Source organism: Ekhidna sp. (assembly GCF_039960695.1).
In the GTDB taxonomy this organism is placed as follows: domain Bacteria; phylum Bacteroidota; class Bacteroidia; order Cytophagales; family Cyclobacteriaceae; genus Ekhidna.
The window spans coordinates 146,636-158,449 of record NZ_JBDVKP010000006.1 but is presented as its reverse complement, the minus strand read 5'-3'; the positions used below and the strand labels follow the sequence as shown (position 1 = coordinate 158,449).

General features: G+C 39.8%; 12 protein-coding genes. 8 read left to right on the top strand and 4 right to left on the bottom strand.

Annotated features, from left to right (window positions below; all coding sequences use genetic code 11):
- Window positions 1–112: 112 nt before the first annotated feature.
- Window positions 113–610 carry a hypothetical protein gene (locus ABJG98_RS04535; protein ID WP_348278290.1) on the top strand — a complete coding sequence of 166 codons (498 nt, stop codon included), beginning with the start codon at window positions 113–115 and terminating at the stop codon, window positions 608–610.
- 64 nt (window positions 611–674) lie between these two features.
- On the opposite strand, the gene ABJG98_RS04530 is transcribed toward ABJG98_RS04535, so the two are convergent.
- The 3 genes from ABJG98_RS04530 to ABJG98_RS04520 form a co-directional block, all read right to left on the bottom strand.
- Complete coding sequence (locus ABJG98_RS04530) at window positions 675–3,974, bottom strand: CARDB domain-containing protein (RefSeq protein ID WP_348278289.1); 3,300 nt, start codon at window positions 3,972–3,974, stop codon at window positions 675–677.
- 6 nt (window positions 3,975–3,980) lie between these two features.
- Window positions 3,981–4,340 (bottom strand): hypothetical protein, encoded by a 360-nt coding sequence (locus ABJG98_RS04525; RefSeq protein ID WP_348278288.1) that lies wholly within the window; start codon window positions 4,338–4,340, stop codon window positions 3,981–3,983.
- A 63-nt stretch (window positions 4,341–4,403) separates the two neighbouring features.
- Complete coding sequence (locus ABJG98_RS04520) at window positions 4,404–5,966, bottom strand: FAD-dependent oxidoreductase (protein ID WP_348278287.1); 1,563 nt, start codon at window positions 5,964–5,966, stop codon at window positions 4,404–4,406.
- 35 nt (window positions 5,967–6,001) lie between these two features.
- On the opposite strand from ABJG98_RS04520, the gene ABJG98_RS04515 reads away from it, so the two are divergent.
- The 5 genes from ABJG98_RS04515 to ABJG98_RS04495 all read left to right on the top strand — a co-directional run bounded on the left by ABJG98_RS04515 (window position 6,002) and on the right by ABJG98_RS04495 (window position 8,695).
- Window positions 6,002–6,382, top strand: a complete 381-nt coding sequence (locus ABJG98_RS04515) for a cupin domain-containing protein (protein WP_348278286.1) — start codon at window positions 6,002–6,004, stop codon at window positions 6,380–6,382.
- A 94-nt stretch (window positions 6,383–6,476) separates the two neighbouring features.
- Entirely contained in the window at window positions 6,477–6,986 is a 510-nt protein-coding gene (locus ABJG98_RS04510) for an RNA polymerase sigma factor (RefSeq protein ID WP_348278285.1), read from the top strand.
- Entirely contained in the window at window positions 6,976–7,545 is a 570-nt protein-coding gene (locus ABJG98_RS04505; RefSeq protein WP_348278284.1) for a hypothetical protein, read from the top strand. The genes ABJG98_RS04510 and ABJG98_RS04505 overlap by 11 nt, the downstream gene beginning before the upstream one ends.
- A 53-nt stretch (window positions 7,546–7,598) precedes the next feature.
- Entirely contained in the window at window positions 7,599–8,096 is a 498-nt protein-coding gene (locus tag ABJG98_RS04500; protein ID WP_348278283.1) for a GNAT family N-acetyltransferase, read from the top strand.
- A 170-nt stretch (window positions 8,097–8,266) separates the two neighbouring features.
- Window positions 8,267–8,695, top strand: a complete 429-nt coding sequence (locus ABJG98_RS04495) for a hypothetical protein (protein WP_348278282.1) — start codon at window positions 8,267–8,269, stop codon at window positions 8,693–8,695.
- 51 nt (window positions 8,696–8,746) lie between these two features.
- Here the strand turns inward: ABJG98_RS04495 and sppA are convergent, their stop codons facing one another.
- Window positions 8,747–10,480 carry a signal peptide peptidase SppA gene (sppA, locus tag ABJG98_RS04490; RefSeq protein ID WP_348278281.1) on the bottom strand — a complete coding sequence of 578 codons (1,734 nt, stop codon included), beginning with the start codon at window positions 10,478–10,480 and terminating at the stop codon, window positions 8,747–8,749.
- An 83-nt stretch (window positions 10,481–10,563) separates the two neighbouring features.
- On the opposite strand from sppA, the gene folK reads away from it, so the two are divergent.
- Both folK and ABJG98_RS04480 read left to right on the top strand, forming a co-directional pair.
- Window positions 10,564–11,055 carry a 2-amino-4-hydroxy-6-hydroxymethyldihydropteridine diphosphokinase gene (folK, locus tag ABJG98_RS04485; protein WP_348278280.1) on the top strand — a complete coding sequence of 164 codons (492 nt, stop codon included), beginning with the start codon at window positions 10,564–10,566 and terminating at the stop codon, window positions 11,053–11,055.
- 1 nt (window position 11,056) lies between these two features.
- Window positions 11,057–11,806 (top strand): sulfite exporter TauE/SafE family protein, encoded by a 750-nt coding sequence (locus tag ABJG98_RS04480; protein ID WP_348278279.1) that lies wholly within the window; start codon window positions 11,057–11,059, stop codon window positions 11,804–11,806.
- Window positions 11,807–11,814 lie beyond the last annotated feature (8 nt).

The window sequence follows — 11,814 nt, the reverse complement described above, 5'->3', positions numbered from 1 at the left end:
CTAAATAGCTTCAAAAACAGAAAAATACCGCGAAATACGGATGTGAAATCGCAAATTGGTGGTATTTCATCAGGTACTGACTACCATGAACTTAGCCTAAAAAACAATAGTCATGAAAACGATCAAATTATTCGCCTATCTTATTTTAGCTTCATTCCTTTTTGCATGCGGAGGAGACTCTGATGATGCTGCCCCGGTTGGAAATAGCCTATCTGCCACCGTCACTGGAGACATTTCTGCCAGTTTCAATGCTTCTGGAGAAGTACAAGGTCAAAAGTTGGTTCAGGCAAACCTTACAAGCTCTAGTAATGGTAATGTACTATCAATAGTTGCTTCAGAAGGTACTGGCAATTCTATGGCCATTTCCATAATCAATTTTGATGGGGCCGGAAGCTATAGTCTTGCGATCACTTCTAACAACACTGCAACTTTTACTTCTGTAAATACCTCAACATTTGAAACCACTGGAGTTACAGCTACCTCAGGAAACATTGAAGTAACCGTATCAGGTAATGTTATAAGCGCAACATTTAGCTTTAGTGGGGAAGGAAATAATGATGTTCAAGCAGAAGTGACAGGGCAATTTTCTGTGACCGCCGAGGAACAATAACTAGAAATTAGTTTTAAATAGTTACTTTTCTTAAAGGTGATACAGCTATGCTGACCACCTTTTTTTATTGTTTAAGAATTTTCACCAACCTTCCTGATTCAGCGTTGACAAGCTTCAAAAAGTATATTCCATTTGGATATGCATATAGAGATATGGTTCCTTCAAATGCTTGATCATATCTACTGAAACGATGATTTTGAATGACCCTGCCGTTTAGATCTATCACATGAACTTCCAAAAACCCATCAATGTAATCATGACCTGGAACACTTATTTTAAAAACTCCATTCGTGGGATTAGGTGCAACTTTTATGGATTGATCCAGTGTAGTTCCTAGCACAAAATCAACTGTGAAAGTTCCAACTTCTAAGCATTGACCATCATTGGATATAACATGTATTTCATAGGTGCCGGAAGCGATGCTAGTAAATGAATTTGAGACTTGAAAGGTATTGCCCCCGTCTATGCTGTATTCATAAGTATCCCCTCCACTGGCGGTAATTTCAATATTTCCTGTACCATCACCATTTTTTTCCTCGCTGATGGAAATCGACAATCCACACTGAAATCCAACGGTTACTACTTCTTCGAAAATACAGTTGCCGCCTTGTCCTTCGACATAAACGTCATAGCTTCCACTTTCTAAACCATCAAAAACGGAAGACTCTTGAAGTGTGATTCCTCCATCAATGCTATACTCATAATCATAACTTCCGGATGCTTCAATTACAAGAGATCCTGGTTGACTATTACTTTCATCAACTACATCAACCGTGGCATTTAAATTACACGAAGTACCCACACAGAAATTGGTACTTTCACTGTTGCTATACATACCATCTCCTGCAAATATGATTACATCATTTTTATCAGCAATTTCGTATGATCCTGAACCAAAATCACAGCATATGCCATCCGCAAATGCATCATAGATTACAAATTCATAACAGGCATCCGGATCTACACAAATGATCTCTGTAATGGTTGTTAGAATTTGATCGGGATATGGCCCTCCTGATTCAACCACACTGCCTTCGGCATTCAACAATTCCCACGAAGTTTCTTCCGGAAATTCATCCGTATTCAGAGTTAAAACAACTTGATCAAGATTTGAATCAAAATCAACGGAAGTAGAAGATTCATTATTGGTAGTTACTTCATCGGTTGACTCATTTGGATTAACTAAAATCACAGAAATGTCATTATTACCAGAAACAAGGTTCGAAACACTGACTTCTTCAATCGTTGATTTATTCGTTGCAATAGATCCCGTCCAATTTATGGTTTCAGATAGTGCTGCATTCAGGTAAACCTCAATATCAACTGATTCGAGCGTAGCTCCACCTTTATTCGTAATAAGAACATCCACAATTACACTTTCACTGCATGTGGAGGTTGGGGCCGAAATAAAGGTGCTCGCATCATTTTCTGCTAGTTTTGATACCGCCTTGCTTAGCACATCGTTGCCAGGGAGTTCATCTCCTGCAAGGTCTACTTCCACTGAAATGTTATAATCTCCCAATACTGATAGATCAATGGTTGTTGCAAAATCATGTGCTAAAGTAGCTCCTGAAGCTAGCATCTCAGTATGAGTATAGGTTTCAATAACCACATCATCCAGCTTAAGAATTATATCAAAACTTGTTGCACCCTGCGATCCAATATTTTTGACAGTCACAGAGACTGTTTCAGCGTTAGTGAGAATTGTGGAAGTATTGGGCTGATCTATCGCAGTTACTGTTAGATCATTGGTATTATCCTCAAGCTGAAAGGCAACGATTCTGGTTTTTGAACCACCAGTTGCTGCATATTCTGATGTATACCAAAAAGTTCTTTCATTTTGCGGATCAATTCCCATTTGGGCATAGTCGCCAAATCGATCTCCGCCAACTGAAGCTCCACCATCAACCACATTAAATTCAGGAACTGTCATTGTTCCAAGCGGATCTTCTGCATATCTACCGGTAAACTTAATTCCTACAAACTCGGATGAACTGGTGGTGTTGTAAGCCAGCCCTATATTGCCATCTTTATCCATCGAAATTGAAGGCATGAAGCGATGCAAACCATCATCGGGGGCATATGAACCTTCCTGATACAGGGTCCAGTCTCCAGTGGTCCGTCTCAGTTCCATCCATCGGATACCTGACAAATTATTACCGTCATCTACGTCTGTAATAAAACTGAGTACTATCGATTCGTGAGTTTCAAAATTTCTATAATGTGGCAGGTTCATGATCACTTCTGGAATACCGTCAATGCCTTGAGTCCCAGGTTGGGATAAACACGAAAAATCTTGAGGGTCGGTATTGTCACATGGATAGCCATCAAATGGAGTTGTAACAATTGTGGTTTTTGTCACAGTCGTTCCATTTTCGAAATCTACATCAAATATGAATACTTCGACAGCATCATTTGCTATTTCGCCCCATGATGAATCGTTAATTTTTATTGCGATCGGATTAGCATCCGCAGGAGCTACATCTCCTATCCAACTAACTGGTGTTGACACATAAAACCCTGCTTCCGTTCCTGTGTTCCCTGTTATTTCGACACGCTGCGCTTGAACTTGGCTTTCTCCAGCAATGAAGGCCGCACGATCAAAAAAGTATTGATGCAAAGCTCCCGGGCCGCCCTCATTCGTAGTTACCATATATGTGTCATTCCATATTGCCCATTTCGGATAATCTGGAAAGCTTGGTGGCGAAAAAGCATATACATTATAGCTACCCAATGGATCGCTTGTTTCCGAAATTGCAAAAAGGAGATTGGCAGAACCGCTAGGCGAAGTAAACTCTGTAATGATCCAACGGTTGTATTCATGATCAAATAGAATAATGGGATCTCCGGCTGAACTTTCATTAATTGATGTCCAAAGTGTATTTGCGGCAAATTGATCTATAAGAGTGCCATCTGATTTGTCATAGACAGCAATATCCGTTGCATTGATTGCCTGCACAAAATAGTTTAGTCCTACATCTCCTGATGGATCATTTGGTGAACCAAAAGAGCTCGCTAATCCATCGATATTGATTGCAGGAGTGATCGAAGCTACTCTTCCATTTGGCACGTTATGGCGCTGACGAATGGGATCGATTCCTTGATGTTCTAAATCGGGTCTAATGGCATTGCTGCCGTTTCTTCCGGTAAAGTTGTTGGGAGCGGATGTTATCCTGGTTTTTATTTTTGCCTTTTTATCTCGATCTGTTGAAGGGATTCTTATCAATTCCTTGATTGGTTGGGTTTTTCCCAAATGGATAGCTTTTAGACTACTCACATTGACATTCTTTACTTCTTGAGTGGTTTGGCTTAGACCAGCCAAGCTGGAAAAAACGAAAACGAGGATTAACAACTTGCTTCTCATGAGTATCTAATTTGTATCTGATTTTCCTGACTTTGTGTTTGTAACCGTGTCTGATTGGTCGCTACTTTCAATATAAGCTTCCTGAACATGCTCATCTGCTTTCAGTTTTTCTATCAACGAAAGAGTATCTTCTTTACTACCATTTACTTTAATCATCCATTGATTTTGAGATCTGCTGATACGTTTCATACTCTCAATTTGCACCGACTTAATCAATTCCAAATCAGCTGGAGAAAATTCATCGGTAAGCAATAAAATGACAGGAGTCACTTCGTAATTGTTGTCATCCACTTGCCCAACATTAGCGGATTTACATTGTATTAGTAATACAATAATGATAATGAAAGAACTGATTTTCAATTGCATAGCGTACTAAAATTCTATTCAAAAATAGTCGTATCAGCTAGCAATTCAGTAAAAAAATTGGATTTAATGCGTTGTGTATCTTTTAATTATTTGATCCATGCATCGCTCTCCATCCATTGCTGCGGATACGATTCCACCAGCATAACCAGCCCCTTCTGCACATGGAAACAGTCGTTTGATCTGAACGTGCTCACAGGTTTCTTTTTCTCTTGGAATCCGTACGGGCGATGAGGTACGACTTTCTACTCCAACTATTTGTGCATCGTTAGTCAGATACCCTCGCATCTTTTGTCCAAAGAATTGAAAGCCCTGACGCAATCTCTTTCCAATAAAATGTGGGAGCACGTCCATCATATCTACAGATTTAAGTCCCGGTTGGTACGAAGTATCTAAAAGGCTATTCGACACATTCCCGTTTACAAAATCTACCATTCGTTGAGCTGGCGCCATCTGAGTTTTACCTCCCATATGCCATGCTTTTTTTTCAACGTCTGCTTGAAACTCCATAGCCGCTAATTCGTCAAACTTTCTGTATTCTGGAATGTCTTCTAATTCTACGGCCACCACCATTCCGGAATTGGCATATCTACTGTCTCGTCTCGACGGGCTCATGCCATTTACTACTAATTCTCCAGGTGCCGTTGCTGCTGGGACTATAAAACCACCTGGGCACATGCAAAAAGAGAAAACACCTCTTTCTTTACCCTTAAGAGTAGTTTGAGAAACAAGTGAATAAGCTGAGGCGGGTAAATAATCTCCACGATCTGAACATTTATATTGTATTTCATCAATCAATTGCTGAGGATGTTCAATTCGGGCACCAAGTGCAAAAGGTTTTGCTTCAATTTTAACACCCCTTTTTTGACATAATCTGAATATATCTCGCGCTGAGTGACCTGTAGCTAATACAACAGCAAGTCCGCTAAATTCTAATTCTTCGGAAAAAACCCCCTTCATTTCACCATCTTTGATAATGAAGTCAGTAACCTTGGTATTGAAGTGAACTTCTCCCCCAGCCTCTTCAATTGTTTCTCTCAATGCAGCCACTAACTTGGGCAAGTTATTGGTACCAATGTGTGGGTGTGCTTCAAACAAAATCTCAGGCGTTGCACCATGTGCTACTAAGATTTCAAACACTCGCCGAATACTTCCTCTCTTTTTGGATCGTGTATAAAGTTTACCATCCGAATATGTTCCGGCTCCTCCTTCTCCAAAGCAGTAGTTACTTTCGGGATTAACAATATGTTCTTTATTAATTGCTGCCAGATCTCTTCTTCGTGCACGAACATCTTTTCCTCGCTCTAGTATAATTGGTTTTAGACCTCCTTCTATTGCTTTTAATGCCGCGAATAATCCTGCAGGACCCGCCCCTACAATGATCACCGGATCACTGTTTTTAACATTATAATCTTTTTTGAAATACTCTACATACTCCACCTCGGGTGGTGTATCTCTTACCTCAATTCGAAGATTAACTTTAATGTTCCTTTGTCGTGCATCAATCGACCTCCTTAGGATATCTACATACTGTCCTTTCTTAAAATGTCCAGAATCACTCAAATAAGTCTCAAGTGCTTTAAGGTTAAATCCAATTTCAGGGCTAACAACTAGGTCATGAATGGGCATGTCGCAAAAGTAGTATCCGTTATGCTGAGTAAGTCATGGAGTTTTATCTTTATCAGATGAATATTCAAGATTATCTATCACAGGTCAAAGAATACTTTTCACCTAAAGTCATTGGTGAGGTAAATGATGTCTATGTAAAGGTGGCCAAGATAAAAGGTGAGGACATCCCATGGCACAATCATGCAAATGAAGATGAGGCATTCTATATACTCGATGGCGAGTTACTTTTCGAAGAAGAAGGCAAAGAACCATTTAAGATGAAAAAAGGGGACTTTTATGTTGTGAAAAAGGCAGTCAATCATAGAGTCTCCTCAATGAGTGAATGTCAAATCATGCTCATAGAAAATAAAACAACAGCGCATACAGGCGAGGTAGAATCACCTGTCACCCGTAGCCTTGAGGATCAACTCAAATAAGCCTCAATCACTCGATTGCTGCGGATCTACAGAAAAAATATCTTTTCTGTAATAATTCTCCTGCTACCGGGACTAGTGTGGTAACGATTCGAAAATGAAAGAAAGCGAACAGCGAAAAATCTTTGATGAATGGCTGGATGGATACCGAGCCTTACTCTTTAAGATTATCAAAGCGTATGCGTACTCAGAAGATGATCAAAATGATCTTTTTCAGGATATCTGCATACAGATGTTTCGGTCCATTCCAAATTTTAAGGGTTCCTCAGCAGTTTCAACATGGCTTTACAGGATTGCACTTAATACTGCAATTAAGTGGAGCACGAAAGAAAAGAAGCATGTAACTGGTCATCAGGAAGTAGAAAATATGACCAACGTGCTCATATCAAATGAAGAAGCTAAGGATGAAAGAGTGGCTTGGCTTTATAAAGAAATCAAGCAATTCAATGAGATTGATCGTTCGCTTACACTTCTTCTTCTTGATGGATATAGCTACAAAGAGATGGCTGATATGATGGGAATCTCTGAAAGCAATATCGGTGTGAAGATTCATCGGATCAAAAAGCAATTAGTGACCAACTCTAAACAATACGAATATGGAGTTTGAGGAAATGCAAAAAATCTGGGACGAACAAAAAGGAGAAACTATGTACGCAATAAACGAAACTGCGCTTCATAAAAGCATTACAAGAAAAAAGAATGCTGCAAGCAAGCGAATGAATATGGTAGAAACTTGGATTAGTCTAATTAATGGGGCCGTGGCTATATTCCTTTTTATTGATGCACTCAACGATTCTCATTATTGGGATTTTTTAGGATCTGCAATGATGCTTGCCACTGTAATCTATATTCAGATCTCTCGCCATAAACGATTGAAGGCTGAAAATACGTTCGATCGAAGTATGTTCGGAGAACTGGATCATGCCATAGCGAATACCAATTCCATTATCCATTTTTCCCGGATGATGATACTGGGGTATTTACTTCCGTTTTCATTTTTTTACATTCTGAAAATGATTGTCGTTGAAGCAACTTTAGACCAATGGCTGTTTGTAACAGGTATGTATATTCTTGCTTTTGGGATGATACTCTGGGAACGAAAAAAAATGCATATACCCCGAAAAAAGAATTTGGAGGGAATGAAACGAAAATTGATGGAAGAATAATTGGCGGTATGAGTATTTTTTTGATACTTAATATCGTATCAAACCAACAGATTATGTCTGAAATCACGATTAATGAGATCCCACCTAGCTTTGAATCCCAATATAAGAAGCTTGTACACCAAGCACTCATCGATGACCATGAGTGCTTTCGTATCTCACCCAACGATGATCTAGACATTCCATTTTTAACTTCAGAGAATGACTGTATCACGCTTGGAGCATTCGAAGAGGATGAATTGATTGGAGTGGCCACCTTCAAAAGAGAGGGTTCCAATAGGGAAAAGTTGAGACACAAAGGCTTACTATCGCGGATGATTGTTTCAACCAATCATAGAGGCAAGGGAATTGGCAAGCAATTGATCTCTGAGATAATTCGAAGAGCTCGTGAAATCGAAGATATTGAGCAAATCAACTTGACTGTGATCCCAACCAATGAAAAAGCCAAATCGCTTTATGAGCAATTTGGATTCAAAACTTTTGCCTCAGAGCCAAACGCTATTAAATGGAAAGGCAGATATTTCACCGAAGATCAGATGGTATTACTACTATAAATTGGTCGTTTTCAATCCTTCGATCAACGGTTTGATCTTTTCTACTAAAATCCCTTTTCTTCATTCAAACCGCTTATAAATCGTCATTTAGAACTACTCAAATGCTATACTAATATCAGTAATGGCACGATGCTTGGATATTTCTTAGCCGAACCAAACACTTATCAATTATGAAAAGAAGTGTACAGATTTTTGGAATAGCGATAGTCATGTTGTTTGCTTTTACAAATGCAGAGGCATGCAAGCATCATAAGAAACATAAACATCAGGCACATAAGCAGCATATTAGAAAGGGACCACCTGTATGGGCTCAGGCGCATAGCTACAAGACGAAGCATATTCACAGGTTTACTTATTTTCCAGCGCATAATATATACTATGACCAGCGACGACAAGTCTTCATCTACCTCGATACTGGAGTTTGGAGATTTGGCTCACAACTTCCATTCCGGATGAGTAGTGTAAATCTTAGGAGATCCTATAGCGTGGAGTTAAATCTGCTTTCGAATAATCCTGTCGCTGATAACGCCTATCATGTGAAGCGCTATCGTAGATATGGAAAGAAACGATACTATGCCGATAGGTATGGAAGAAGGTAATTTTGAGGTTTGATTTGGGTATAAAAAAAGCGGCAAATGCCGCTTTTTTTATTACCGTACTTCCAGATTGCCTGGTAGTCTTGCTTGTAATCCTTTTAGGTTTTTAAGTGATTTGGCCTGTTTCAGCAGTGGATCTGCCTCCACGCCAAATAGCGTGAACTGAACTTTTGCATTCATCTTTTCAAGAATTTCTTCAATAAATGGTTTTTGCTTTGGATAATAAGCCACCATATAGTCGTCCTCAATGCCCGCAGCTTTTGCGGCCATTTCAATGGCATCATTGAAATCACCAAGTTGGTCAACCAACCCGTTTTTCACTGCTTGTTCTCCACTCCATACACGCCCACTCGCAATTTTCTTTAGCTCCGCCTGAGTCATACCACGAGCATCGGCCGCCTTCTGCGTGAACACTTCGTATCCTTCATTTACTCCTCGCTGAATAATGGCTCTTTCGCTATCTCTCAATGGACGAGTAACAGTATAGATATCTGAGAAATCTCCTGTTTTCACTACATCGTGCGTTATACCTATTTTGTTTTCGAGAAACTCACCAAAGTTGAACCACATTCCGAAAATTCCTATGGAGCCTGTAATCGTATTTGGCTGTGCAAGTATGGAATCGGCAGGCATTGCAATGTAATATCCTCCGGACGCAGCTGCTCCACCCATGGAGGCTATGATTGGTTTCTTCCCCTTGGTAAGCATAAGCTCACGCCAGATCATATCTGAAGCTGTCATACTTCCTCCACCAGAGTTCACTCGCATGACAATGGCTTTAACTTTATCGTTGTTCCGTGCTTTTCTAATTTCCTCAGCAAAAGTAGCTCCCACTATCCCTTCATCTCCGCCCATTACGATATCACCTTCAGCTACGATTACTGCTATTCTATTACTGGAATAGTCACCTTCTGTAGATATCGCCTGGATGTATTTGTTCATCTTCATCGTACGAAGATCTTTGCTCTCGTTTAACCCAAGTTTTTCTTTCATTACACTCTTAAGCTCATCTTCATATCCAATCTTGTGGACTAATCCTACATCAGCAGCATCTTGTGGCAGACTTACTTTCATTTGGTCGGAAATATCTCTCAACTTTTCTACCGGGATTCGAATAGAATTGGAAACGTTATTTAAATAGGTACCATACATAGAGTTTAGAAGCTCAGTATACTGAAGTCTGTTTTCAGGACTTAAATCCTTCCGTATGTATGGCTCGACATAACTTTTAAAATCTCCCACTCTAAAAATTTCCGGCTTGATATCCAGTTTGTCAAACATGCCTTTATAGAAGGTGATATTGACGCCAAGTCCATTGAATTCAATAGCTCCTGTTGGATTCAAGAATAGACTATCTGCAACAGATGCTACATAGTAATCAGACTCACTGATATACTCGCCATATGCATAAACGAACTTACCTGACTCTTTAAAGTCCAAAAGCGCATCCCTTATTTCCTGAAGTCCTGCGTAGCTACCTGCTAGATACATTGGCTCTATGTAGATTCCCCTGATTCGTTCATCGCTCTTGGCACGTTTAATGGCGGTAATGATATCCAATAAACTTTGCGGAGTTGGTCCGTCTGCAAATGCATTTAAGAATGGATCCTCTACAGCCTTCTCCATCAGAATCCCCGACATTGGAAAATAAAGGACAGAATTTGATTTGACAGTTGGCACTTCATCTGAGGAAGCTGAGGCCACTACACCTATGAGCATAATAAATCCCAAAAAGGTGAAAATTATCAGGCCGAGAATAGTGGCTAAAAGATTTCTTAAAAAAGCCATGTATTTAGTTTTGGTACATTTAGTTTGTCTTCGAAACTCGCAAAAGTAAGACGAGGATAGCAAACTTTGGATTAAGAAAGTGTATGAACGGAATTTACATCCTGCTGGGCAGTAATATGGGCAATCGGTTGGAATACCTTAAAGAGGCTGAAAATCTAATAATTGAGGAAGGTATTGAAATAGTAGATGAGTCATCAATCTATGAAACAGAACCTTGGGGTAAAGCTGAACAAGAATGGTTTTTAAATGCCATTCTTCAAATAAACACTTTAAAAGAACCAGAGGAGCTTCTCGCATCAATTCTCAAAGTAGAGCAAAAGCTTGGAAGAATAAGAATAGAAAAATGGGGAGAACGGTGTATCGATATCGACATCCTCTACTTTCACGATCTTGTGATCCAGTCTGACAAGCTAACCATACCACATCCTGGCATACCAAGTCGTAGGTTTACTCTCATCCCTTTAGTAGAGATGTGTCCTTTAGAAACGCATCCAAAAACTGGAAAAACTCAAATGCAAATGCTGGCTGATTGTACGGATGGATTAGCTTGCAATCTAACAGATTACAAGTTTTAAAATGTCTTTATTAGAAGGTCTTCTTTTGGCTGCGGCAGGTCTATTTGCAGGATTCATGAACACCGTCGCTGGAGGAGGTTCATTGATCACTCTTCCTCTCCTTATCTCATTTTTTGGATTGCCGTCATCTGAAGCAAATGCATCTAACAGAGTAGCGATTTTTGCTCAAAATATTTTTTCTGTTGCTGGGTTCAGAAGCAAGGGAGTGAGGGTGTTTCCCTTTGCTATTTATGTTGCAATTCCAGCGATTTTGGGGGCAATAATCGGTTCTAAGATCGCGGTGGATATTAATGAGACAATATTCAATCGCATACTTGCTATCATAATGCTCATGGTAATGACGCTTACCATTTTCAAACCGAGCATAAAAAAACAGGCGGAAGAAATGCTAACGACCAAAAAGATTTGGATCAGTGTAGTTGCATTCTTTTTTGTTGGCATCTATGGTGGCTTCATTCAAGCCGGAATCGGCTTCATTATGATTGCTACTCTTACTGCCATTCACGGATTCAACATGGCCAAGACAAATGCCATTAAGGTTTTCGTAGCTCTGTCCTATACAGTCGCCGCTTTGGTCGTCTTTTACCTCAGTGGAAAAATTAACTGGGAGTACGGTTTAGTACTCGCTGCCGGTCAATCTATAGGTGGCTGGGTTGCAAGTCGATGGTCTGTTGGGGTAAATGATAGAGTCATTCGAATGATATTGCTGGTTACAGTGATTGCGCTTTCTATTAAATTGTGGTTTTTCTAATTCTACTG